The organism is Suilimivivens aceti (assembly GCF_025567405.1).
GTDB classification, from domain to species: domain Bacteria; phylum Bacillota; class Clostridia; order Lachnospirales; family Lachnospiraceae; genus Suilimivivens; species Suilimivivens aceti.
In genome coordinates this window covers 76,924-102,183 of the sequence record NZ_JAOQKJ010000010.1, presented here as the reverse complement: position 1 = coordinate 102,183, position 25,260 = coordinate 76,924, and the positions used below count along the sequence as shown (strand labels likewise).

Genomic DNA, 25,260 nt, shown 5'->3' with positions numbered 1-25,260 from the left:
TTTGTTCTTCATAGACATCGAAGTCCGATATCCAAATACTGAATTTATTTCCTTTGGAGCCTTTTTCATAAAATATCTTCCAAAACCAATCATCGTAAATGGAAGAAGCAAATCCATAATCAACATAAAAATCCAAAACCCCATTGTAAACCCCCTTTACTACAACCTCCGATTTGTTAATTACTTCCATGATAATAATATCATAGCTTCCTTTTCAAAAAAGTCTCAATACCGTAGCCAAACCGCCACTTTCCAGTCCTTATTTTTCATCAACGACCTGGAAAATATAGACTTTTAGCTGATAGCTTTTATAATTTGCTTCTCATGATCTTTAGTAAACTCACTCAATTCATACGATCGGATTCTCTTATTAACTAATATAGGGATCACAAACCCATTTTTTACCAGTATCGTTAGTCTGTTAATAATCGTTTTATTTGTTACCGACAATTCTCTGCTAATTTCGATCGGAGTAAATTCTCCCCGATAGTTTTTCATTAAAAACAGTAATAGCTCCTTTTCTTTTCCCTTCAGAAAAGATAGACTTCCTGCAATATCTTCCTCTTCAGAAGCCAACTGTAAGTCACAGACTTTTCCCGAATACAGTTTCACCATTCGCAGAAAATAATTAATCCAGATCTCCGGATGCGGAGGATTCTCTCTTCCGGAATAATACAATGCCGGAAGTCCCATCTGAATGGATTTATAATATTCATCTATATCGTATGCAAAATATTCTTCTAACGATCCGATTCCATTAAATCCGTAACCGTTCAAATCCATAATATAACCGGATAACAGTCTTGCAGTTCTGCCATTACCGTCTTCAAACGGATGTATTGTTACTAATTGATAATGCACCACGGCTGCTACGATCAGAGGATGGTCATCCGTTGTGTTTACATACTCCACTAATTCATCCAAAAGTCCCGGAATGTCACAATATTCCGGGGGAATATAATCCGGATTCCCTGTTTTGGAATCATACACTGCAAACAGAACTCCGGGCGGCATAGATCCTCTGAGACCTATTTTTTCTTTGGAAGCCCCCTTTTCCACCAGTTTCTGTACATCTAAAATAAGTTTCTTGGAAAATTTTTCTTTATTCTTTACCTTTTCTTCGAGATAATTCAACGCCAAAAAATAATTCCGGACCTCCTGCTCCGGTTTCAGATAATGCTTTCTTTCATCACTTTCTATTACTTCGTTCACCTGTGTTTCCGACAAGGGATTTCCCTCTATCTTGTTCGAGGCATACGAACTTTTTTTCTTTGAATTTTTGCGAAGCTTATTCATAACTGTTTTGGAGAGTTTTACTGACGATACTTTATATCTGTTCCGCTCAATTTCTGTAATATATCTTAAAATTTCGTTCGTCAAAGTCACTTTTATCATATAAAAAAGCCTCCCTTTCAAATATTATTATATCCAAAAAGGAGAGCTTTTTCCATTAATATTTCACTATTTTTTCACTATTTTCTAATTCTTAGGCCCATTCCGTTTTCGATACAGTTCGTTGCAAAGGTATGATGCAATCCATGAGGTGTCAGCTGTTCAAAAAACCGATCCGGATTCAAAGCCTTTCCTCAGCGAAAAACGAGTAGCAACATCCTGCCTGTGTCTTAGGCTGGGCGCACAACTGAAAATTATTTAACAGATGTTCCTATGTGCTTGTCCAATCTCCACTGCGGTGCACTTCCATCATCGGCATAATATTCGTCCATTGCTATGATTTTATCATCTTTTGTTTGAATAAAGGATGTTACATGGAAAGAAATACTTTTATCCCTGGGATAGATTTGCGTAACGGTGATAATTAACTCATTTACTATTTCTGTCCGTTCGATAATTCCATCCCATTCTCCAGGGTACTCACAGTTCGCAATAATATATTCATCCACAGTAAAATGTTCGTTGGTACAATGCCAATTTACATAGGCATCCTTGTGGAAATATTTTCTGATTTCTTCCTCATCCTGAGCAAGAACAGCTTTCCAAAATTGCTTTATATTCATTCTTTTCTCCTCACAATTACCAGTTTTCTTAATTCTGCAAATTGAAATTTATTCATTTAATTCAGCCTCAATTTCTTCAATGGTAGGCATACTACCTCTGAACTCTTCTGGTATAAGTTTTGATAATTCATAACTAGAAATACCAAGTGGCTGGCTAGTAGATTCTAATGCATACTGGGCTTCTACTTTATCCATATCTTTACAAATCAGAAGTCCCAAAGTAGGATTATCAGCTTCTGTTTCTTGCCCTTCGGACAAGAAGAATTTTCTTGAAACCACCTAGACTACACCTGCGGCTGATGAACAATTCCCACAAACAGCGGCAATCCGTCTGTCCCTGTGATAGCAAATATAAACGGTCGGTTTAAAATGAAATCAACCTCTTCCTCCGGCGGAGCGCACGCACCTGCTGTCATCATCACTGTGTAGGCCGCAGCCGTAACTCCTTCCTCATCAACCGCAACACGCACCGCATGCTTAGCCTGAGAAAGATATGCCGCTGTATCATCGGTCATAGGAGAAAAATCAGCGGTTTCCGGGTCAAAGATATCCGTAATACCAAGGTTCATCAAATCCTTTTTCAGCTCCATATCGGATGCCACATCAAACTTAGGAACTGCTAAATTCACCATCAAAAATTTGCTTTCGGCCTTCTCACCGCTGCTGAGAAGAAATTCCATGGTATGCTCATCGGCAAGCAATTCCTCCGGTGTTATGCCCTCATCCGGCCGTATAAACCACATATATCCGCTGCCTTCCAGCTTTTTGGCTGCTGCTGAAAAGCGCTCGCTCCAATAATACGTATTTGTATTGCTCTGGTGCATGAAATCACAAGTCACATCACCATTGTCAGCATGAAATGTATCCTGCTTTGTATTACTTTCAGAAAACTCTCCATCCCATTTTGTGCGGAAATAAATGGTAGAAACCAGAGCAAGGATGGTCTCCGGATCCATCGACAATTTCGAGGCCTGTTCTTCCAGAAGTCCACCAGTCTGTTGATTAATCCACTCCTGAAGTGCCTTATCATAAGCGGCAGATCCCATTTCTCCCCGGAAGGAGGATGCATAATAATATTTTGCCAGCGAATCCAAAGTATTCTGCTTAAATTTGATTTGATCGTTCATCCACAGAGAATTTGCGAGAATGCTGGTTACGGCACCGTCATCACAGTAATTTGCATTCCAGACTGCAGACGCCTTCTCATGAAGAGAGTTTATATCATTGCAATCAAGCAGGTTCAGAATCTGGCTTCGGCTATTACCATCGGTCACCTCCGCCAGCATGGCAAGAGCCATATAAATATTAATCGGAGAACAAGCTTTGTTTTCTCCACCGGTTTCACTGAGCAGCTGTGGCACAAGCGTGGACAGATAGCTATCCAGACCATCTCTATAACCATCCGGTTGATCCATCTGTTTTTTGCGATCGGCCCACCATGCATCGTAAACCTTATCAAAACCATCACTGTCAAAGTCACCATTTAATTTCGTATATTTACTTTCATCTGGATACTTTGCCATACTCGGATACTCAGCAGCAACAACTTGATATTTTTCATTTTCCCCTGCCTTCTGCGTACAGGCAGTCAGAGAAATTATATTGATTGAAATAAGTAAAATTGCGATCACTCGTTTCATCACGATACCTCCCTACAACTTCCGATTTATTTAGCTCATTTTACCAAAAAGGGTAAGAGATAAAACGGTTCTAACGATAGATTTTCTTCCTTTCCTGCATCTTTCTGTGATATTAAATATGCCTTACTAATATTTTGAGAAAATTTTCTGCAAAACTCCCTTATGGATTCATGTTTTCCGGATCCTGAGGACTTCACTTCAAATGCATTTATTTTACTTCCTTCTGAAATCAGGAAATCCACCTCATAATAATGCGTACTCCCTTTTTTCTCCCAGGTATGATAATACAGTTCTCTTCCAGATGCCGTAATCATTTGCGCAACCAGATTCTCATAAAGATATCCCAGATTTGCCGGTAATTTATCGGAAAGCAGCTTCGCATAAATATCATTTTCCGTCACCGGCCGATCAATAAACATTAGTGTAACAAACAATCCTGTATCTGAAAGATATAACTTGTAACTGTCAAAATCTTTCGTGTCCGTCAGGCTGACCCTTGGATTGGTAGAATTATAGCATGGCAAAACTGTATTTGAATCTATCAACTCATATAATAATTCTTCTGCCTTGGTATTATTTCTTTTTCCTATTGCTGTGGTAATCCGATATTTTCTTGCATCCTTTGCCAACTGTGCCGGAATCGCATGATATAATGCAGATATTCTTCCGGTTGCATCAATTTTCTTAAAGTCTTCCTCATACAAAGATATGATCTGCCTTTTTACCATATCTATTTCTGAAAAGTTCTTCCCATTAACATAGGCTTCTACTGCCTGTGGCATCCCCCCTACTGCCATGTAGATCCTCAAATCTCTCATTAATTTACGGTTGGTTGCCTGTCCAATGGCTGCTCCACCATCATAAATCTGCTGCAATAGCTTATAATTACTACCTATGGCATCACAGAATTCTTCGTAATCCATGGGATATACTTCTATCTTCATTTCCTCTGATGGAATCAGAATGTCCTTTACATTTTTCTTTATCGAGATCCAAGAGCCTGTTTCCAAATAGCTGTACCTGCCATCATGTACAAGATGCTTTATTGCCTGCCGGGCCCTTGGAAATAGCTGTACTTCGTCAAAAATAATAAGAGACTCATGTTCATACAATGTGATTCCTGTTTCTGCCTGCAGCCTCAGAAAAAATATATTCAAATTCCCTATATCATCAAAGCATTCCAAAATATTACTTGGTGTTTTGGAAAAATCAATTAAAATATAGGATCTATATTCATTTTGGGCAAAGTTCTCCGCAATGGTCGATTTGCCTACCCGTCTTGCACCTTCCAGCAATACAGCGTATTTTTCTGAGTATAACTTTTTCCATTCCAATAATTTATCGTATACTTTTCTTTTAAAATACATAATCACCTCCACTATTATAAATATATTATATCACATAATATACGTTTCTTCAATTTGTATATCTTGCATTATGTGCATTTCTTCAATATTTATCGCATCGGTTTTGTGCTTATATTCAAAAAGTTGACTAACATGTCAGTTCTGTAACTTTCGATTTTGCGATTACATAATCTGGGAGTTATCTGTTATTAAATACCTGCGGCAAATTCTTCTATTAAACTGTTTATCAATTCCGGTTTATCTGTATTAGAATTATGTCCAGCTCCTTCAATCCACTTCAAAGGAATTCTACTCTTTTGGTGCCATGCTTTGTTATATCTTATACATGAACCGGCATGGTCTTGAGTTCCACATATTAACAGAGATGGGCACTTCAGTTCATACGGCAGATTCTTTTCCATTGCCTCTGCCAAAATACGAAAACCATGCCCAGCAATTTGCGCATAACGCTTTTGGTCACCATCATAGACCAGCATCATTTCACGCATTAGATTTCTACCATAATCAGACGTGGCAACTCCTTCCGTTCCCGATTTCAAAAGCAATTTCCACGGATAATGAGCATATACTGGTTCCATTCGCTTCAGAAGCCAGAGTTCAACCGCAGTCACATAGTTTCGTTGCAACGGTGCAGAGTCAATGGAGACAAAACCTGTTAATCGGTTTGGATAAAGCTGTGCATAAGCCTGCCCAACATATCCGCCCATAGACTGCCCAACAATGACCGGTTTGGCAATTTTATCCTGATTTAAAATATCGTTCAGCCATTTTGCCTTATCGAACAAATCGAAATCAAACCGAAACGGCCATGAAGCGGCGTGTGCCGGTGCATCCCATACCACAACATTATACTTCTCCTTGAAATGTTGAATCTGCTTATCAAACAATCTATGATCGGCAGTCAATCCGGGCAGAAAAACAAGGGTAATTTCATCCGGGTGTGAAACGTTTGTCCAATAGTGGATTGTTCCGCAAGGAGTCTGATATGTTTTTTCTTCCATTAATTTTCTCTCCAAAACTCCCGATTTGTTTACTTTTTGTTCCACTAATAAAACTCTTTCATGCATTACAAATAAGGCTTTAAAGACTTAAAAACATTCAAATATCCATTTGCATACATATGTACACCATCAATGGCATACTCCGATTTCTGTTCACCATGTGCATCAACAAGGGCTTCATTACAATCAAGATAACGACAACCGTATTTTTCTGCTATTTCTTTTAATCGATGATTACATAATGTAAGATTCTCAGGAGTCCGGAGTTTCATCCATTGAATTGATTGTTCTGTCTGCCATGGCAGGTGAAGATTTGCAGGATAAAACGCCATGATAAAAATTTCCGCATCTGGAATATGGGATTTGATAATTTCCATGATTCTACAGATATTATCCATTAAATGTGACATCCACTGATTTCCAAATCGTTCTTTTGTAATATCATTAGTGCCGATATTGATAAATATCTTTGATGGCTCAAGATCTAAAAGCAATGTATCGATATTTTCCAGAAACTCATCTGTATTCAATCCACCAACGCCACGATTATATATCACTTGTTCGATACCCTGGCTTCGTGCAATTTCACAGACAGGAAACATTTCCATCAAAGATGATCCTGTAAAAAGAATTTGCCCTTTTAATGCTCCTTGGTTTAAATACCCGAAATTTCGGATTTTCATCATTTGATTATCATCCATAACATTATTCCTTTCATTTCTCCTGTTGAATTCCGATTTTCTTAATTCCACAAACTTGAATTTGCCCTATTCTTCATGATTATCTATGGCGTAGACAATGCAAGCAATTCCGGCAATCATTGAAAACAGAATTGTGCCAGCCATTGGTTCATTCAAGAAAGCACCAATGAAGAAACCTACTATTCCGGCAATGACCATAATAATGACAGATGCTACGGTTCTAAACTTTTTCATAAACAATTTTCCTCCATAAATTCCGATTTCTCAGTTTCAAAAACTGGAATTGTTAATTTGGAACTGGTCCTATAATGCCAAATGCTATTGCATCAATAAAAAGCACGAACGCTATCACACAAACAATTAAAATAGTTGCAATGACTTTAATAACAAGTTGTTGATTTTGTCTTAAATTACTCTTACTAACAATCCTTAAGACAAAAATCAAAGCAACGATGATGATAAAAGAAATAATATTATAAAGAACTACTGTTTTCATCTATGTGTCCTCCTTTTTTATATCAATCCGATTTTCTCAATTCTCCAAACTTGAAGTTATTAGTGCTTATCTTTTAGAAAACAGCCAGCTACAGCGACGCCAAATCCAAGAAAACCTAGGACATATCCAAAGAAATTATTTGTTGTCACAGCAATTCCTAAAAGTATTGTTGCAATCCCCAATAACTCAATCTTAATTCCTTTCATAGCAAATACCTCCGTTACAAACTTGAATTTGTTTATCCAAAATGAAATGGAATAACCATATCAAGTAAAACTGCAAGAACTATACTAATCGTTCCCATTAGCGCAGAACTCCTCAATGTGTCTCTCCTCAAAACAATAAGTCCAATAATAAAGACTATCACTTCCAAAACAGATTTTGCATTAAAATACCAGCATCCATATACAAAGCACATATTGAACAATACTGCCAAAATCAGCGCCGATAGTATAAGTGCCAGTTTGCTTTTCCCCCTTGCATACCAGCAGGCAAAAGACAATAATGGAGAAACAGCTGTAAATCCAAACCAAATCACCGCATAACTTCTTGGAAAAAATCCTGCAATATAGTTTGAATACAAATAGTAACTTGCAACCATACCAATAAAGAATGCTAAAACATTAATGCTTGCTCTTATTGCAGAATTGCTATAAATAGAAATACACAGTGCAATCAATACCCAGATTGCAAAACGTCCAAGGAAATTATGAACATCTAATGCTCCATCTATTGCCATAAGCACACTGGGAAGTTCAGCTTGACGAAAATCCAAAAATTTTGAAAAAGTCCCCAAAGCTATTCCAAGGAACAATACAGCTATAGTATTTATAATTTTTCTATTATTAGATATTGGTTTTTCTGCATTCCTGATATCATTCAAAAACTTTATCATAATTACCCTCACAAATCTCGATTTTTCGTTCTCTGCGACTTCCCAATAAACGGGAAGTTACAGCACCATTTCCCATAACAATGATGAAATAAATGGTTGAAGGAAGAACATAATAAGTGCTACAGATACACATATTATGTAAAAGTCACCCATTTTTGAATTTGAAAAGATTCGCTTCGTAAAATTATCAGTTATCCTATGTACAATAAAATATCCAATTATAGTACCAACAGTATTTGTAATAATATCGTTTATATCACTCGTTCTAAAAGTAAAAATCTGTGATATTTCAATTAAACTTGTAGCTATAAATCCCATTAAGGCAATATTTTTAATGTTTCTAAATTTATCCCACAATATCGGCAAAAAGAAACCAAACGGAACAAATAAAAGTATATTCAAACAAGCATTAATGAAATCCGAAACCATATCCAAAAACGGGATAACGTTCACTGCAAAATCAATTTTCAGAGATGCTATATTAGGAAAGCCTACAAGTGCTAAGACTGCAGTAAAATAAAACCCAAATACCATATAAATAATAGTTCGTTTCCAGCTATGAAAACATAACTTGTTATATATGCACCAAATAGGAATTATAAAAACAGCTGCCGCAACAATTTCGATAAGTGCACTATATATTCTATACATGTTTTTCTACCTCCACAACTACCGATTGAGATTTCACCTGTTTTAAGAAATTTAATAACTGTTATATTTTGTTATTAAATTCACTGTAAACCATTAAAAACGCTGGATTTGTCGCAGGTAATCTTTCCCTTATTGTTTCCCTTGTGTTATATCTTCCCATATAAGTTTACGAACTCTGATAAGGGAAAATACAAGGGCAAAAAAATTATATGAAATAGTATAACACAAAATAAAACTGACATGGTGAACTGATTGGAATGCTTCTTAATTTTTACAATTAATGATCGATTGAATCATAAGGAGATGGGATACGATGAGAACAATATTTGCAGAATACAATCCACAGTGCAACAGTATTGATGTTTATACCAGTGCCGGCTATATGCTTCGCATTGACTGCTGGGAAACTGAAAAGAATTTAAAGACTACACCTGGATCAGACTGTGCATTAAACGCACTCGCTATTGATGACTCTCTTGAATATGCAAGGTTATATCTTGATGGAAATCTACAGATGTGGGTAAATGCGGAAGACTCATTAGAAATATTTTGATTTTTAAACAAATACAATAGTTTAAATCACTATTAGCTACAATTTTTCTTTTGCCGTCGTCCGGCAGAGTATTATTCAATATTTAATTCAATGTTTCCAGTGAAATTCTCACATTCAATGCCGATATAATTTCCACCATCAGGAAGTGTAATTGTGTCACTATAAGTTCCGGTTGCTTCAATCAAAGTGACTGCTTCATCAGATCCAGAAATCCAGAATACTTTTGCAGTTCCCTCCGTAACCTCCAACGCGCAGTCAATAGACAGATCCTTACCAGCTTCACGCTTTATGGAAGTTCCGCCGAACAAATACTCTGTATCTGAAAAATCCTCATAGTTGGCTGTATAGCTTCCTGTATAATCATCACTTCCTTTTTCTTTCGTACCTTGTAAGGATGAATTTCCGGTAAGCGCTATGGAACCAGCAGACTGAACAATATTGTTATACTGATCGAGAAATTCGTCTTTTGTACAACCTGAAAGCACAGAAGCACCCAATAGTATCAGGCATAATGATAAAACTATTTTCTTCACAGCTATCACCTTCCTTTCCTGCGTACAGCACACTTTCCTTTTCCCTTGGCATTTGCCTGTTTACGGGATTTCATTTCTTTTTTGTTACTGGACATCAGTAACAACAGCACCGCCCAGAGAACCATGATGCCAACCCCAATGACCGCCAACAAAGGGGTTGCGGATGTGGTTGTTCCGGCATATTCACTCATGTCAAATCCCACTAAAATCAGCGCAGCAGAGAACGGATAGATGCTGGCAAGGATACCACTTTTGAAAAACAACATGCTGTATCCAAGGAAGAACGCCAGAATGGAACCGCCCAGATATGCCCCTCGGATCTGCCCAAAAATCAGGATCAGCGGCATACAGACTAAATAGGTCGTCAGAGCCGCTAACACGATCTGTGTACCTCCATGAAAAAACACTTCCGCTGTCAGTCCCGATAATCCAACCGTCAATCCAGTAATCAAGGTAATGCCAACGCTGTATATTCCCAGCAGAACTGCAAGCATACCGACTAAAAGTAACTTAGCTCCCAACATTTTCGGCATAGAAACAGGAATTGTCATGATGTTTTTCAGTGTATCATGAGTGGATTCTCTGTCTATAAGCCATCCTCCGATCATTACCAGTGAAATTGGAAGGAATATCTGAGTGTTTCCCCAAACAACATTTTCAAATAGTGCAGAAAAATCATAATTTGGATTTCGGTACTCTGCCTCCACAATCAACTGACTTCCATACTGAACCAAAGGACAGAGTGCAAGCGCCACCAGCCCTACCAAAAGAATCTGGCACCGGCGCAGTTTCAGTAATTCCGATTTTAATAAGTTCCACATAGTCACACCCCCTTAGATTTCCTGTCGCCGGTAAACAAATGCAATCAGCGCAAGAAATACAATGGCTTCCACAATAATCACACCGAATACCTGAACACCATTCAGAAAATACGGACTGACCCGTTCCAACAAATCTGCTAACTCCGCACTGGTCTGGCTTTGGTCATAAAATTGGAATGTCCAGCGGAAGGCCAGCGGCCCCGGAAACAGGGTTCCTATGTTCAAACCAAAAGGCTGTGTGAGAAACATATCGTTCATGGAAAGGATATAATTCGCAATCGTATAGAAAAAGGTAATCACGACAGACACGATATAGTTTTTATTAAGAAGAACAACGAGCAGAATACAGGGAAGTGCGCCCACCCACATAATCAGCCCTTCTTCAATTCCAACGCCAAACAAGGTCCAAAACCCAACCGGTTCCCATCCCTGAAACAACAAAACCGCAAGATTTACCAATCCTCCAACTGCCATAAAGCCAACGGCAAACAACAGTAAAACCAGCATCTTGGACAGCACCAGCTTGGTTCTATTTACCGGTACGGTAACAAGGTTTTTCAGTGTGTCATTATCAAGTTCCTCAAACAACAGATTCGAAGCCAGTATCACAAGAAGCGGCATCAAAAGCAAATATGCACTAAGCTGGAATAGGCTGGACATCACTCCATTTACAGCATCCACATCAGTGTTTACATCTGCCAGAAAGAAAGCATAAGCCAATGGCATGAAAACAGAAAGCAGTAGGGAAATAAATACCAATGGCTTCCGTTTTAATTTCAAAAATTCGCATTTGATTAGTTTAAGCAATTCCTTCTCCCCCTGTCACACGCTTGAAGTAATCTTCAAGACTTTCTTCACAAGTATGCACCTCCGATACCTCCAATCCGTTTTCTACAAAGGCAGTTACAATTTTCCCCACAGGCAGATCCAGATTGTGCAGGCGCAGATTGTGGTCGTCCTGTATGGAGAAATGGTTTTCATGGAAATTGCGTTCCAAAATTCTTGCCGCCTGTGCAGTATCAGAGAGCGTAAAACGGATATGCTTACTGCTTTTTTGCTCCAGCTCAGCAAGGCTTTCTTCTTCCAGCAACGCGCCGTGGTCGATAATTCCAATATCGTCAGCCAGCAAAGAAATCTCCGAAAGAATGTGACTGGAAATCAAAATAGTTTTTCCTCTTGCGTCGCAAAGCTCCCGAATAAAGGAACGTACTTCTGCAATACCGATGGGATCGAGGCCGTTGATCGGCTCATCCAAAATCAAAAGCTCCGGATCGTGCATAACGGCAAGGGCGATGGCAAGCCGCTGCTTCATACCAAGAGAATACTGTGAAAAGAGCTTTTTATCTTTGTAGGGCAGTCCTACCAGATCCAGAGCATCTTTGATAGCATGATTGTTTGGTACGCCCCGAAGAGTAGCAAAGATACGCAGGTTCTCTGTGCCGGTCAGATTGGGATAAAAACCGGGGGACTCAATCAGGCTTCCGATACGGGGCAGCAACTTCTTTTCATTTCCTTGCAAAGACTTTTCCCAGATTTTGACTTCCCCGGAAGTCGGCTTCGTTAAGCCCAACAGCATTTTCATGGTAGTGGTTTTTCCGGCTCCGTTTCTGCCCAGCAGACCGTAAATTCTCCCACGCTTCACATGGATATTTAAGTCAGCCACACTCTTTTGTGAGCCGTATTGCTTTGTCAGATTTTTTGTTTCAATGATATAATTTGTATCCATATTCAAAACCTCCTGTTCTGTAAGGTATTCTATCACGCCAACCTTGCATTAACCTTGCCGCAACCTTGCATTAACCTTGCAATTTGAAATTCGGCTAAAATGACAAGAGTTCCCACCGTAAGGACGGGAACCCGCTTAAATCTCCAAAGGAAAACGCAACACAAATTCAGTTCCCTTTCCCGGAAAGCTTTCAACTGTTATGCTTCCACCCATCTTTTCTACAAGCTGATGGACAATAGAAAGACCAAGTCCGCTGCCTTTTTCAGAGCGTCCTTTATCACACTTATAAAGCCGTTCAAATATGTGTTTCAAATCTTCTTTCTCAATTCCCACTCCATTATCCGCCAGCAACAGCTCCATGCTGTTTTCCTTCTTCGATAGGGAAATTTTAATTTTGTCTGCATGGCTATGAGCGATTACATTTTGAATAAGGTTATTGATGATCCTCATATAGCTATCCATATCTAGTCTTACCCGGACAGGCTGTTCAGGAATATCAATGTCATAATCAACCTGTTTATCCTCAAAAATCGGTATCCAGTCGATCAGAATATTTCTTGTCAGCTCTGCGGCCTCAACGCTCTGGATCTCCAAAGCAAACTCGTTGGAATTTAACTTGAACCAGTCAAAAAGTACATCAATGTATTCTTTCAGATCATGGGCTTTCCGACGGGCGGTTTCAATATAATCATCCCGGTCTTTTCCTGTGACCAGTCCTTTGTGTGCAGCGTCAAGATACCCAAGCAGAGTAGTAAGGGGCGTTCGCACGTCATGGGAAAGGCTCGTCATAAGTTGGCGGTTGGTTTCTTCTGTCTGCCGTACAGTTGAAAGTCTGCTTTCATAGGCCACAACGATCTCATTGATTTCATAGGCAAGAGGTGCTGTCAGTTCATTTGTTGCAGATAGAATACGCCGGTTGCCATTTCCGTTTTTCACATCAACCAGCACATCGGTCATTTCTGCTATTTGTTTTTTTACACGCCGAACGAGAACGATGGAAGTCAATACAGCCACAACAGCAATCACAATGGACAAGAATACGATAATTTCCATGCCGACTACACCTCCTTATTAAACCGGTAGCCAATCCCTTTGACCGTTTGGATATACTTTGGGCTTGAAGGATTGACTTCTAATTTTTTACGAAGTCGGCTGATAATCGCCATAATGTTACTGTCATCATAGAAATATTCTTCGCCCCATACTTCCTCATAAATCTGCTGTTTGGTCAAAATTTTCCCTTGATGTTTTGCACAGTACAGGAGCAAATCAAATTCCTTTGGGGGCAGTTCAAAAGTGCCGTTTGATGTAGTAACAGAACGATTTTCAAGGTCAATCTGCAGTCCGTTAAAATTTAGCTTTTGTATGGCTCCGGCTTGCTGATTAAAGCGAGTGTAGCGGCGTATAAGAGACGCAATACGGGCAATCAGTTCATCCATATCAAACGGTTTTGTAAGATAATCGTCCGCTCCGGCCCGTAAGCCTCGTACTTTAGAAATGCTGTCATTTTTAGATGTAAACATCAAAATCGGTAAGCTGTACTCCTTGCGAATTTCTTCCATCGTTTCAAAACCATCCATGCCGGGCATCATCACATCCAGCACCACAAGCTGATATTCCTGCTCTCTTAATTTTTGTAAGCCCTCTTTTCCGGTATTACAAAAATCAGCTTCTATGTTTTCTGCTTGTACGCTACGTTTAATCAAAGCGCACAGTTCTCTGTCATCATCTATAATCAGGATTTTATTCATGGTGCAACTCCTTCCCTTGTTTTGTTGTTCCGTCATTCGGCTTTTCTACGTTCTTGGAGAACTGCAATACATTATATGTATTTTTTGATATAATTTCATATAATGTGCGAATTGATTTCATAATTGTATGCCATGGAATGTCAGCAGAGTAAGAATAATTTCTTTGATAAGCTTTCCATAGATTTTCCATAACAGAGCTGGATTGAATCTCGTTAAAAACCTCATCTATGTCTTCAGTTTCTATCTGTTCTAACGTTTCTCGCTTCTTAGCGGTAGCAACAAGTGCATCCCTTAATACATCTTTTGAAAGTTGCTCCCCATACAGTTTTTGTAAAATATAGATGTCATAAAAATCTCTCAATGGTAGCATCCAGATCCATAGTAGCTCTGGCATCCCACCTTTTAATATAAACTGATTTTTATACTCTGATAAAGAAATTCGTTCTAAAAAACGTTCCATCATATAATTCCGCATCAAAATCTGTGCATCTGCGGATTTTTTCTTTGACAGATTACGAACCAAATCCTTTAATTGTCTTGCCGTTGTTATCATCTAAAGTAACACCTCCAAATATGGTCTTAGTATCTTTTCAACATGAAACATAGCTGCGTATTTCATAAGCATCCGTAAGTTTTTATCCTTACGTTTCGCATATTGCTTTAATGCATCTTGGAATACCTGCATTTCAATATTTTTCCTGCTGCGAAGCAGATCGCAAATCGTTCTCTCCATATCATAAACCGGAACTGAATGTCCAAATGATGTCAGCATAGTTGTGATCCCTATTTCATGTAAATCCTTTTTTACTGTATACACTTGAAAACCGTCTTCCTGCAAACGGCTTGGATTATATCCAGTTCTTACTGTTATGGTGTATTTCAAAGGCTCTCTGTCCGTTAAATCATGAAAAAACAATGCAGTTTCGTGAGAAAATACAGCTTGACCACAACGCAAATGCAAAAGGAACATCGCATCTGTCCACGTATCAGGTGATACATACACACCATGAGAAGCTTGCTCTAATCCTCGTTCCTTCACATAGGCATAAAACACAGACTTACTAATTCCATTATTTAGGACTTGAAATGTCTGAATTGTCCCTCCACATTCACGCAATAACAAATCTAATTTTTCAAATTGAGTCATATAGAATCTCCTTTCATGCTAATATGATAATATATATTAGCATGAAAGTAAATATAAATAACATGTGATAGTAATAGAAATACCATGAGATTTATCGGAATAGCGTTTTTAATCCATTCTCCAAAGTAAATTACAATAGCTGTACTCGTTATCGCCACTATGATACTGAGGATATCCCAGCAATATTTCCGGTAGATTTTTCCAACCTGATAGCCAATCCCAACTATCAGTAATCCGGTTATTATGAATAAAATTCCCATAACAATAGCTACGATCAGCCAGTACATAAGCCCGGAAAGGATACGGTTAGGTATTCCGCTGCTTAACTGTCCGAAAGAATCTGCACCTATGACAAACTCCCGAAACAAGCTTCCCATTCCTTTTCCTAACACACCGAAAAAGGTGATACAGGAGAAATATGGATCACATATGCAGATTCTTGATTGGGCTTTGCATATGAAAATCGGTCGAAATGGAATGGCTTGTTGTCCGTTCCATGATGACAAGCATGTTGCATTTTCCTCGTCACCATAACCAAAAAAGGAACCGATTTCTCGATTCCTTTTTTCAGCCCTTGCTGATTTCTTTACAAATTCAATTTTTCTTTTCGTAGCAAAGCTACGATATCTGAGCGAAGCGTGACAGATAATAACCCAATACGATGTGTCACAACACATCTATGGGCCAAGGCTGTCGCCCTGGACGGACTAGGGTGCTTCGCACCTTTTTTCATGCAAAAATAATTATTGAATCATCCCTATAAACTGGAATTTGAACTTCCGTTTCTTCCTTCTATGCCTTTATATAATCACTTGCTGCTTTCAGTAATTTTTCAACAAAATCACTTGGAATATATTCTGGCTCATAATACCGAATATCTCCACGTCCCATTTCCTGTTTTACCTTCTGCAAATCATTCACAATTTTTGCTACTTTTTCACTTTCTTCCTGATGGGTTTTACCAAAACGTCCTTCAACAAAATTGCTAAATTCACTTAACAGAATCGACAGTTCATCATCTTTACTCAATTTTCTAAAACCATCTGTTGACGTAGAATCCTCAATAAATCTTACTCTGGTTCCACCGTCATATCCTGAGTTAATCTCATCACAAATACTTTTGAATTCTCCCAACAATACATCCGCCTTTTTTTGTATTGTCAGTTTTTCATCTGAATTACTCTCGGAGAACTGCACATAACTATTCTGCATTACCCTTGATAATCTGTTTGTAAAACTCTCCACAGGCTGATGCTCCGAAATATACTGCATTTCTTCCATTTGCTTTTGTATATCTACGCTACCCTTCATCTTACTACCATGTAAAGCACGTAAGCCTTCCTCTGAGATATTAACCTTTATGGCCGGAAGATTTTTACCCGCTTCTGTATCACAAAATTTTACAGGCTGATTATTCTGTTTCCGAGCCATTTCAAATAAATCTATATTTGGTTTTTGATAAGTACCACTTACATTTCCATATAAATTAATTGCCATTTTAATCCTCCTTGAACAAATCTACAGAAATCCGTTTCTATATTTGTAATATTGGCACTTTATATCCAAAAGTTAATAGTGCGTAAAATTCAAATAAACGCGTACTTTTATAGCTCGCCTCTCAAACGTGCTTCTATATCAGATGCCGTGTATAACACATCCGTTACAATTACCCTTTCGTCACGGATTGTGTAAAACACTGAATAATTATCGACGAGCATTCTACGCAACTCCATTCTCTTTTCCGGCTCAGAATCCATAATCCTAAATCGTTCCGGGAAAGTGTCTAATGTAAGTATTTCATCAGCAATGCGATTATATTGCCCCATTGCATTATCCGGAGCAAGCAAATCTATAGCAATATAATTGTATATATCTTCCATATCCTGCAAAGCTTCTTTTGTAATCTCTACCTTATATTGCTTCATTAATGCCTCTCTCTAAATGCCACAAACGCACTAGCTGCATCCTCAACATTTCCTTTCTCTATATCGGCATATCCTTTTTCTAACTTTTGATGAATCTGTGTAGCAGACATCATATCTGCATTCACTGAATTAGCTGCTTTTGGTAATACAATAGAAAAGGGAATTCCTCCTACTAATGATATTTGTTTTAAATACATATCTATAGCAGTAGCCATTGGTATCCCTAATTGTGCCAATACACTTTCTGCATTTTCTTTTACATCTGGATTTACTCTTATATTTAATGTTGCTGTTTTTCCCATAGAATACACCTCCATCTTTCTTTTATTGTAACGTCTTTTGCGTTACAAGTCAATCTATGAAATATATTTTCGATGCAATAGCTTCACATTGTTTTGATTAACCATTGCATATCTGAGCGTTGTATCTATTTGCTCATGTCCCAGAATTTTCTGTACCTGTTCAATCGGCATACCTTTCTCAATTGCTCTGGTGGCCATAGTCCTTCTGAACTTATGTGGGTGTACCTTTTCTACACCTAACTTCTTCCCCATTTCTCGTAATCGTAACTCCACACCGCTTTCAGTAAGTCTACTGTGTGGTTTGTTTAACGACACAAATAACGCTATATTATTATCTGTCCTTGATTCAATATAATTCAACAAATGAATTTTGGTCTTAGCATCAAAATATGCTTTCCTCTCTTTGTCTCCTTTGCCATAAACCACGCATTCCCGCTCAGAGAAATCTATATCATCAATGTTCAGCCTTACCAATTTGCCTACTCTAATTCCTGTTGAAAGCAGAAAATCAATCATTGCCCTATCACGCAGATTATTACAATTATCTCTAAGAATTTCTATTTTCTCATCCGGAATGGTATCTTTTACAATAACGGCAGTCTTTACCTTATGAACTCTTTTCATTGGGCTTTTTATAATATAATCCTCTTCCTCTAGCCACGAAAAAAATGTGGAAAGACTTCTACGAATATTATCAATAGTTACCTTTCCACAATTATTTATCGTTTGATACTCTACAAGATATTTTCGTAGCATCTCGGTCGTTATCTTTATGACCGGAATATTTATTGTATCCAACATCTTTTCAATATTACACCTATAATAGCGTATTGTTTTGTCAGAACACCCTTCTAAATGCTTTGCAGTTAAAAACATATCTAGAAAGTCCATATTCGTTGTCTGCAAATAATCAGATACAGTATTTTCAGATAACCGTTTTACCAACACCTCTTGTAGTTTCTGCATCTGCGATGCATTTAATACTTCTGCCATGTCATTGATGATGTCATAAATTTCTCTACCCATAAGAGCACACTCCTTTTTGAAGGAGTATATCGTAGAAAAATCAGCACATCAACAGAGCGTATTACTGAAAGTTTCCATTCTCTACAAATTGGACAAGTCATCGGGATGGCTATTTTCGCATAATTTTAAATCACCATCTTTTAGACTAAAATGCGAAAGGAAACTCAAATTTCTCCCCTACAGAGAATGGAACTGCTCCTATTGTTTCCGTGACTTCAAAAGTTGCTCCATTCCATCCGTTGATTTGGATAGTTCCCTTAATGCTGCCGTCATCCGATGTGAAATCAAGGTTTCCATTTCCATTATCAATAAAACTTCCTTCTATTTCACCCAGCCTATAGACAGAAATGATCGCCTCATCTTCTCCCTCCCAGCTTTGTTGAGTGATTAGTGAACTGTACACGGCATCAGTTCCCTGGTTATCGACAAACAAACCGTACTTTGTAGATGCTTCCGGCATGGCAAAAGATTCTCCCTCAATCTGTGCCAGCTCATTTGCAATGAAATAAGCCCTGTTCTTGGTTTTTTCTTCCCAAAGGGAATTTACAAGCATAGGATACATACTGCCATTTTCCTCCTGAGAACCAAGGCTCATTAATGTTACTTCTTCTTTCATAGCAATCCAGTTTCTCTGTTCTTCAAGAACCATTTCTTTAGTATTCTGATTTGCCAAGCTACTGAATCTGCTCCAAAGATTATTCAGTTCCGTATCCCAAATCACATAAAGCCATTGAGATGCCACATTCATCTCTCCTTGAGTCAGCGCAGACTCTGCCAGCAAGGTGTATTTTTGGGTAATTGTATCGATATTCTTTAATTCCTCCTGAAGAGAGGATGAATTTGATACCACATAGGCAACATCCGCTTTGATATCTTCTGTGTAATCATAGGTGAAATCTATTTCAATTGTATCTTTTAGCTCTATATCATCTTCTTCACCGTTATTAAAAGTGGTGGATTCTTCTGATGTCGTCTCCTCATCCATACTTTCAATCTGTAGGCTGCTTTCCTGCTGTGTTACGACAGCTGCATCTTCTTTTGTCTTTCCACAAGCCCCTAAACTAAACACCATAAAAAGAGTACATACCAATATGGTTATTTTTTTCTTTTTATTCATAATCGTTCCTCCATCAAATTCAAATTTATCGTTCTCTTTTATGTCTGTCAATAAGCAATGAAATAAACATAATAAGCCATATCATCCATGCAATCAAGCAACCGGTTCCTTGATATTGAATATCTATGATCATTCCTACAATGAACGGCAAAGACATAACCATCATTCTTTTTCCATATGCCTTACACATAGCGTTTTCATCATATTTTTTTCGTTCTTCTTCTGACTTCATATTATAACCAGACAAAAATCGGGCAGCTTTTCCTTTTGATTTGTAAAAATATATTCCAAATAGAAACATGAGTACTGCCATTGAAAAATCATAAATAATAATGAACATATTATCCAGCTCCTTTCGCTCTGTCAAATACCGATTTATTAATTTGTTTTATTATAACATATGTAAATCCCTTCACAATAAAAAAGAGCAACCGCATTTTCTCGATCACTCTCTGTTCATTACTTCCATGATAATAATATCATAGCTTCCTTTTCAAAAAAATCTCAATACCGTAGCCAAACCGCCACTTTCCAGTCCTTATTTTTCATCGACGACCTGAAAGATGTAGAATTTCAAATAGTATGACTCGTCTGCCGCCCAGAGAATCGGATGATCCGGAGCCTGTGTCCGGAATTCAACCTGACGCAGTCTCTTGTGCACGTTACGGGCCGCCTGCCCGATCGTTTCTGTAAACAGCTCATAAGTCATGAAATGGGAGCAGGAACAGGTAGCAAGGAAGCCGCCGTCCTTTACCAGCTTCATGGCACGGAGATTGATCTCACGATAGCCCTTTATTGCATTCTTTACAGAATTACGGGACTTGGTGAAAGCTGGGGGATCCAGGATCACCACATCATACTTCTCTCCCTGCTTTTCAAGCTCCGGCAGCAGTTCAAATACATCCCTGCAGATGAACTTCGCTCTGTCCTGTACACCATTCAGCGCTGCATTCTTCGCAGCCTGTTCCACTGCCAGTTCCGATGCATCTACACCAGTAACCTCTTTTGCTCCAGCGATCGCCGCATTCAGGGCAAAGGAACCTGTATGGGTAAAGCAATCCAGGACTCTGGCATCCTTGCACAGCTTCTGGATCGCCAGGCGGTTATATTTCTGATCCAGGAAAAATCCTGTCTTCTGTCCGTCCCTCACATCTACCAGATATTTCACACCATTCTCAACGATCTCAACATTGGTATCAAACTCTTCAGAAAGGAAGCCCTTCACCCGCTCCATGCCTTCATTCAGCCTTACCTTGGCATCACTTCTCTCGTAGACACCACGGATCCTTATGCCATCCTTCAGAAGCTCTTCCTTTAACAGCTCCACGATCTCCAGCTTGAAACGGTCAATGCCAAGCGCAAGAGATTCCACTACAAGCACATCCGAAAACTTGTCAATCACAAGTCCTGGCAGGAAATCTGCTTCTCCGAAAATCACCCTGCAGCTTCCCGTATCAACAGTCTTCTTGCGGTACTCCCATGCCATTCTGACACGGTTCCTTAAGAATTCGTGGTCAATTTCCTGATTTACATTTCTGGTCATCAGGCGGATCCTTATTTTGGAATTCTGGTTGATAAAGCCTCTTCCCATAGGATAGCCGTCAAAATCATGTACTGTCACGATGCTTCCATTTTCAAAACGTCCCATGATGCTTTCGATCTCATTATCAAAAACCCACATACCACCGGCTTTCAGTGTACGGCCTTCTCCCTTTTTCAGTGTTACTATGGTTTCACTCATCTGCTTAACTCCCTTCCGCTGACAAAACCTGCTGCCAGCCTTCCGGTCATTTAACAGCTCAGCATACGGACATGTGACCCTATATTAAAGTCTTTGGTTTCTCCATCGTCCAGATAGTACTCATACGGTTTTATCTCTTCTCCAAAAGAATACAGCGTCAGGTCTTCAAAATCAACATCTTCTACACACTTTCCACCCTTTGCTGCCGGGAAAAGATATCCTTCTCTCAGGAAAATATTCACACTGCCCATCGGCATATCCACATAGGCAAAGCCTTTTTCGTAAACAATCCCCTCTGCAACGGTTCCTTTTCTGAAGATAAGCTGCTTCATTCTTTCCGGAAAATATACCACTCTGCCGGAAGCATTCTGCTCACAGACCGGAGCAATCATAATATTTTCCCCGATCAGAAGCTGATCCTCCACCTGTCCTGCCAGTGCATCCTCTCCGTAAATAAAAGACAACGGGCTGAACATCATGGTATTTCGAAGTGCTGCTTTCATATATTCACTGTATATATAAGGAAGGATCTGATAACGCACACCAATCACATCCGCAAAGTCCTGCACATGGGAAAAACGGTAAACCTCCTGTCTTCTGGTCCCTCTTGCGGAGTGATTTCGAAGCAGAGGTGTAAATACAGCAAATTCAAGCCATCTTAAGACCAGATCCTCTGTCGTATCTGCACCAAATCCACCGACATCTGCACCAGTATAAAGGAAGCCACACATATTAAGGGATGGCATCATTTTCACATTCATCTTCAGATGTGACCACCATGCCATATTATCCCCCTGCCAGATACCACCAGACCTGTGCATTCCGATATAGGATGCTCTGGAAAACAGCAGGATTCTCTTCTCCGGCACATAACGCTCAAACGCTTCCGCCGCAGATCTTGTCATATAGTAGCCAAACAGGTTATGCACCTTATCATGACGATAACGCTTTCCCTTATAATTATGATAAAAGGAAGCATAATCCTCCGGATTATTGGAGATCGTACCGATCAGATCCGTCATTTCAAAGAAGGTATTGACATCCAGATTGGCTGTTTTATATTCTTCCATCTTGTCAAAGACTTTTTTCAGACGTTTCTCAGAATAAAAGATCGCCGGCTCATTCATGTCATTCCAGAAGCCGTCAATTCCCTTGTCGATCAGGATCCGGTACTTGTCGCCAAACCATTCCCTGGCCTCATCATTCAGCATATCCGGGAAGCAGCACTTGCCAGGCCATACACCGATGACAAAGTCCTCGCCATCCTCATCCTTACAGAAATACCCCTTTTCTTTTCCTTCCTCATAGACATCATAGCCATCCTCTTTCTTCACGCCGCCGTCTATGATCGGCACCAGATGGATCTTCTGCTCCTTCATTTCCTTTACCAGATCTTCGAAATCTGCAAAGGTATCCCGGTTAATGGTAAAGTCCTTGTACCGCTCCATATAGTCAATATCCAGATAAATACTGTCGATAGGGATATTTCTCTTTTTATATTCTGCTGCAACCTCTCTGACTTCATCTGCGGTATTGTAGCTCCAACGGCTCTGTCCATAACCAAACGCCCAGCGGGGTGCAATATAGCTTCTTCCGATCAGCTCACGGAATTCCTTTACCACATCAGGATAGGATGCGCCTTCGATCAGATAAAGCTTATAATCTCCATCCTCCATGGTGATACAGAGTTCATCGATATCTGTATAACCGGCATCAAAGGTGACCCTGCCCGGTGTATCTACAAACAGGCCACAGGTCTTCTGCACGCCGTCACCAGCCATGATAAAATTGTGGGCTCCATAAAGAGAATTTGTATGCTCGCAGTGATTCGGATTGTCCGCACATTCACTCACATACCGCCAGCCTCTCTTATTCATGCCACGTACATTTTCGCCAAGACCGTAAATGATCTCATCCGGCCGGAGTGTATAGTGAAAAGAATTGCCCTCTTTTCTGAATATGCCGTCCTTCCATTCAGTTTCTGCAATATCCTTTACAACTGCATCTGTTTCAATGGGATTGCCAAAGCTGTATTTTTTTACCATAATTTCATCCCGGACTAGCCCTTTACGCCGCCAGCCATTAATCCTTCCTTAAAGTATTTTTGAGCAAGAGTATAAATAACAATAATCGGTATCATAGAAAGTAAACTTCCTGCCATTAAAATATTATACTCTGTACCATACTGTCCGTTCAAGCTGTTTAATGCCAGTGTCAGTGTCATTTTATTTTTATCATTCAGCATAAGTAATGGCCACAGATAGTCATTCCAGCTTTCCATAAAGGTAGTAATGGTCAGTGTTGCAATCGCTGATTTGGTAAGAGGAAGGATCACTGTCCTGTAAATCCTGAACAGACCTGCACCATCAAGCTGCGCAGCTTCCATGTAATCATTGGGGATTCCTCTCATCTGCTGTACCAACATGAATACTGCGAAAGCACGGAACAGCGATGGCAGGATCACACTGGGATAGGTATTGATCAGTCCCAGATTATTCATGATCACAAACAGCGGGATCATGGTCACCTGTGTGGGAATCATCATGGATGCCAGATATAACTTAAATATCACATTTGCGTAGGGAAACTGTATCTTGGTAAAAGCAAATGCCGCCATGGATGCTGAAAGGATCGTAACTACTGTGTAGCTGCAGGTGATCAGAAAGCTGTTCAGGATCGCCCTAAGGAACGGGAATCTTGAAAATACCATTTTGTATCCATCCAGCGTAGGCTCCTTCGGAATCCACTCAACCGGAATCTGCATTAACGCTCCCTTACTTTTAAAGGAAGTGGATAGCATCCAGAAAAACGGGATCATCACGATAATCGCAATCAGGCATGCCAGAACATAGTTCCATATAATTTTCAGCTTTTCTCCAAATTTATTATGATTCATAATGCACCCACTTATTTTGTAATTTCATCTGAACCAGCGTCAGAGCAAAAATGATAACAAACAGAAGCCATGAATATGCTGAAGCATATCCCATCTTAAAGTACTTGAATCCATAAGTATAAATTCTCTCTACCATAACCTGTGTTGCACCGTTTGGTCCACCCTCTGTCATGATCTGTACCTGTGGGAACAGCTGAAAAGCATTGATCAGTGCCATGATAATACAGAAAAACATGGATGGACTTAAGAGTGGCAGTGTAATGGAAAAAAACTGCTTCATTTTTCCTGCTCCATCCACTGTTGCAGCTTCATAATATCCGGTATCGATCGCTTTTAAGCCCGATAAAAGAAACAAACCATAAAATCCCATATCCTTCCATACAGAAGCAAGCACGATCGCAGGCATTGCCCATACCTTATCTGTCAGCCATCCCGGTCCAGAAATACCAAGATATCCAAGCAGCTGGTTTAAAATTCCATACTGTGGACTTAATACCCATTTCCAGATCAGACTGGCTGCCACCCATGAAGTAAGCACCGGAATATAGTACATGACACGGAATACTGTGATTCCCTTCATATTTCTGTTCAAAATAGAAGCAATCACAAGCGACATGACTAAAACCAGCGGAATATACAGCACGATATAGTAGCAGGTATGGCCAAGCACTTTCCAGAACTCACCTGTTCCCAGTATCTGTTTGTAATTATCCAGAAAAACAAAATTATCTGCCAGTGTCTTCCATGACAGTCTGTCCAACCCATTCCACCCTGTAAAGCTGATCACAATGGAGATCAGGATAGGCAGTAAGCTGAAAACGATCATTCCCACAAGACTTGGCAGCATAAAGGGAATTGCATTTCTGAAAGCTCTTTTTTCTTTCCTTTTACTCATATTTTTTCCTTATAAGACTCCTGGTAAACTGCCGCATGGCTTGCATGCAGCAGTTTACCTG

30 protein-coding genes and 3 pseudogenes are annotated in these 25,260 nt (G+C 39.4%); 1 reads left to right on the top strand and 32 read right to left on the bottom strand.

The genetic code is table 11. The annotated features are described in order from the left end of the window. From OCV77_RS12755 to OCV77_RS12695, 13 genes and pseudogenes are all read right to left on the bottom strand, one after another. Positions 1-144: pseudogene (locus OCV77_RS12755) on the bottom strand (SdpI family protein); the annotation flags it as partial. 150 nt (positions 145-294) lie between these two features. After that, positions 295-1,212 carry a Fic family protein gene (locus OCV77_RS12750; RefSeq protein WP_262575379.1) on the bottom strand — a complete coding sequence of 306 codons (918 nt, stop codon included), beginning with the start codon at positions 1,210-1,212 and terminating at the stop codon, positions 295-297. 434 nt (positions 1,213-1,646) lie between these two features. Next, a complete protein-coding gene (locus tag OCV77_RS12745) occupies positions 1,647-2,015 on the bottom strand; it encodes a nuclear transport factor 2 family protein (protein WP_118798543.1) in 369 nt (122 codons plus the stop codon). Between the two features lie 48 nt (positions 2,016-2,063). Beyond that, positions 2,064-2,258, bottom strand: a pseudogene (locus tag OCV77_RS12740) (PDDEXK nuclease domain-containing protein); the annotation flags it as partial. A gap of 41 nt (positions 2,259-2,299) precedes the next feature. After that, positions 2,300-3,655 carry a serpin family protein gene (locus tag OCV77_RS12735; protein WP_262575377.1) on the bottom strand — a complete coding sequence of 452 codons (1,356 nt, stop codon included), beginning with the start codon at positions 3,653-3,655 and terminating at the stop codon, positions 2,300-2,302. Between the two features lie 35 nt (positions 3,656-3,690). Then, entirely contained in the window at positions 3,691-5,022 is a 1,332-nt protein-coding gene (locus OCV77_RS12730) for an ATP-binding protein (protein ID WP_262575376.1), read from the bottom strand. A gap of 188 nt (positions 5,023-5,210) precedes the next feature. Beyond that, complete coding sequence (locus tag OCV77_RS12725) at positions 5,211-6,023, bottom strand: alpha/beta fold hydrolase (protein ID WP_262575375.1); 813 nt, start codon at positions 6,021-6,023, stop codon at positions 5,211-5,213. Between the two features lie 65 nt (positions 6,024-6,088). Next, positions 6,089-6,724: a GDSL-type esterase/lipase family protein gene (locus OCV77_RS12720; protein WP_262575374.1), complete on the bottom strand. Its 636-nt coding sequence runs from the start codon at positions 6,722-6,724 to the stop codon at positions 6,089-6,091. 66 nt (positions 6,725-6,790) lie between these two features. Further along, on the bottom strand, positions 6,791-6,958 hold the full coding sequence (locus OCV77_RS12715; RefSeq protein WP_173828705.1) for a hypothetical protein: 168 nt from the start codon (positions 6,956-6,958) through the stop codon (positions 6,791-6,793). A gap of 52 nt (positions 6,959-7,010) precedes the next feature. Then, a complete protein-coding gene (locus OCV77_RS12710) occupies positions 7,011-7,220 on the bottom strand; it encodes a hypothetical protein (protein WP_015553291.1) in 210 nt (69 codons plus the stop codon). Between the two features lie 59 nt (positions 7,221-7,279). After that, entirely contained in the window at positions 7,280-7,426 is a 147-nt protein-coding gene (locus tag OCV77_RS12705; RefSeq protein WP_172594819.1) for a hypothetical protein, read from the bottom strand. Between the two features lie 32 nt (positions 7,427-7,458). After that, positions 7,459-8,115, bottom strand: a complete 657-nt coding sequence (locus OCV77_RS12700; RefSeq protein WP_262575372.1) for a hypothetical protein — start codon at positions 8,113-8,115, stop codon at positions 7,459-7,461. Positions 8,116-8,172: 57 nt separating this feature from the next. Further along, positions 8,173-8,766 (bottom strand): VanZ family protein, encoded by a 594-nt coding sequence (locus OCV77_RS12695; RefSeq protein WP_118771744.1) that lies wholly within the window; start codon positions 8,764-8,766, stop codon positions 8,173-8,175. 313 nt (positions 8,767-9,079) lie between these two features. On the opposite strand from OCV77_RS12695, the gene OCV77_RS12690 reads away from it, so the two are divergent. Beyond that, the gene (locus tag OCV77_RS12690; protein WP_262575369.1) at positions 9,080-9,319 is read left to right on the top strand and encodes a DUF6061 family protein; all 240 of its coding nucleotides are present in this window, start codon (positions 9,080-9,082) and stop codon (positions 9,317-9,319) included. A gap of 71 nt (positions 9,320-9,390) precedes the next feature. Here OCV77_RS12690 and OCV77_RS12685 read toward each other — a convergent pair whose 3' ends face one another. The 19 genes and pseudogenes from OCV77_RS12685 to OCV77_RS12595 all read right to left on the bottom strand — a co-directional run bounded on the left by OCV77_RS12685 (position 9,391) and on the right by OCV77_RS12595 (position 25,199). Beyond that, positions 9,391-9,852: a hypothetical protein gene (locus tag OCV77_RS12685; RefSeq protein WP_262575367.1), complete on the bottom strand. Its 462-nt coding sequence runs from the start codon at positions 9,850-9,852 to the stop codon at positions 9,391-9,393. Positions 9,853-9,857: 5 nt separating this feature from the next. After that, positions 9,858-10,673: an ABC transporter permease gene (locus OCV77_RS12680; RefSeq protein WP_262575365.1), complete on the bottom strand. Its 816-nt coding sequence runs from the start codon at positions 10,671-10,673 to the stop codon at positions 9,858-9,860. A gap of 12 nt (positions 10,674-10,685) precedes the next feature. Next, positions 10,686-11,480, bottom strand: coding sequence for an ABC transporter permease (locus tag OCV77_RS12675; RefSeq protein WP_055058907.1), 795 nt, complete (start codon positions 11,478-11,480; stop codon positions 10,686-10,688). Next, the gene (locus OCV77_RS12670) at positions 11,473-12,399 is read right to left on the bottom strand and encodes an ABC transporter ATP-binding protein (RefSeq protein WP_262575363.1); all 927 of its coding nucleotides are present in this window, start codon (positions 12,397-12,399) and stop codon (positions 11,473-11,475) included. The genes OCV77_RS12675 and OCV77_RS12670 overlap by 8 nt, the downstream gene beginning before the upstream one ends. A 135-nt stretch (positions 12,400-12,534) precedes the next feature. Beyond that, on the bottom strand, positions 12,535-13,452 hold the full coding sequence (locus OCV77_RS12665) for a sensor histidine kinase (RefSeq protein ID WP_262575362.1): 918 nt from the start codon (positions 13,450-13,452) through the stop codon (positions 12,535-12,537). A 5-nt stretch (positions 13,453-13,457) separates the two neighbouring features. After that, positions 13,458-14,150 carry a response regulator transcription factor gene (locus tag OCV77_RS12660; protein ID WP_262575361.1) on the bottom strand — a complete coding sequence of 231 codons (693 nt, stop codon included), beginning with the start codon at positions 14,148-14,150 and terminating at the stop codon, positions 13,458-13,460. A 76-nt stretch (positions 14,151-14,226) separates the two neighbouring features. Continuing rightward, positions 14,227-14,703 (bottom strand): annotated as a pseudogene (locus OCV77_RS12655) (nucleotidyl transferase AbiEii/AbiGii toxin family protein); the annotation flags it as partial. Beyond that, complete coding sequence (locus OCV77_RS12650) at positions 14,704-15,297, bottom strand: type IV toxin-antitoxin system AbiEi family antitoxin domain-containing protein (protein WP_055056411.1); 594 nt, start codon at positions 15,295-15,297, stop codon at positions 14,704-14,706. After that, the gene (locus OCV77_RS12645) at positions 15,294-15,974 is read right to left on the bottom strand and encodes a DUF6040 family protein (protein ID WP_262575359.1); all 681 of its coding nucleotides are present in this window, start codon (positions 15,972-15,974) and stop codon (positions 15,294-15,296) included. Before OCV77_RS12645 ends, OCV77_RS12650 begins: the two co-directional genes overlap by 4 nt. 115 nt (positions 15,975-16,089) lie before the next feature. Beyond that, on the bottom strand, positions 16,090-16,794 hold the full coding sequence (locus OCV77_RS12640; protein ID WP_118548210.1) for a hypothetical protein: 705 nt from the start codon (positions 16,792-16,794) through the stop codon (positions 16,090-16,092). Between the two features lie 107 nt (positions 16,795-16,901). Then, positions 16,902-17,222 (bottom strand): type II toxin-antitoxin system RelE/ParE family toxin, encoded by a 321-nt coding sequence (locus OCV77_RS12635; RefSeq protein ID WP_015553868.1) that lies wholly within the window; start codon positions 17,220-17,222, stop codon positions 16,902-16,904. Further along, complete coding sequence (locus OCV77_RS12630) at positions 17,222-17,524, bottom strand: type II toxin-antitoxin system RelB/DinJ family antitoxin (protein WP_176694763.1); 303 nt, start codon at positions 17,522-17,524, stop codon at positions 17,222-17,224. Before OCV77_RS12630 ends, OCV77_RS12635 begins: the two co-directional genes overlap by 1 nt. Positions 17,525-17,578: 54 nt before the next feature. Beyond that, positions 17,579-18,550 carry a site-specific tyrosine recombinase/integron integrase gene (gene xerA / locus OCV77_RS12625; RefSeq protein ID WP_262575357.1) on the bottom strand — a complete coding sequence of 324 codons (972 nt, stop codon included), beginning with the start codon at positions 18,548-18,550 and terminating at the stop codon, positions 17,579-17,581. 145 nt (positions 18,551-18,695) lie between these two features. Continuing rightward, positions 18,696-19,667 (bottom strand): lysozyme inhibitor LprI family protein, encoded by a 972-nt coding sequence (locus OCV77_RS12620; protein WP_262575356.1) that lies wholly within the window; start codon positions 19,665-19,667, stop codon positions 18,696-18,698. A 25-nt stretch (positions 19,668-19,692) separates the two neighbouring features. Next, positions 19,693-20,007 carry a DUF3784 domain-containing protein gene (locus tag OCV77_RS12615; RefSeq protein WP_262575355.1) on the bottom strand — a complete coding sequence of 105 codons (315 nt, stop codon included), beginning with the start codon at positions 20,005-20,007 and terminating at the stop codon, positions 19,693-19,695. A 198-nt stretch (positions 20,008-20,205) separates the two neighbouring features. Beyond that, the gene (locus OCV77_RS12610) at positions 20,206-21,408 is read right to left on the bottom strand and encodes a class I SAM-dependent rRNA methyltransferase (protein ID WP_262575354.1); all 1,203 of its coding nucleotides are present in this window, start codon (positions 21,406-21,408) and stop codon (positions 20,206-20,208) included. 50 nt (positions 21,409-21,458) lie between these two features. Then, positions 21,459-23,453 carry a glycoside hydrolase family 31 protein gene (locus OCV77_RS12605; RefSeq protein WP_262575353.1) on the bottom strand — a complete coding sequence of 665 codons (1,995 nt, stop codon included), beginning with the start codon at positions 23,451-23,453 and terminating at the stop codon, positions 21,459-21,461. A gap of 14 nt (positions 23,454-23,467) precedes the next feature. Continuing rightward, positions 23,468-24,304, bottom strand: a complete 837-nt coding sequence (locus OCV77_RS12600) for a carbohydrate ABC transporter permease (protein WP_262575352.1) — start codon at positions 24,302-24,304, stop codon at positions 23,468-23,470. Beyond that, positions 24,294-25,199, bottom strand: coding sequence for a carbohydrate ABC transporter permease (locus tag OCV77_RS12595; protein ID WP_262575351.1), 906 nt, complete (start codon positions 25,197-25,199; stop codon positions 24,294-24,296). Before OCV77_RS12595 ends, OCV77_RS12600 begins: the two co-directional genes overlap by 11 nt. Positions 25,200-25,260: the final 61 nt, after the last annotated feature.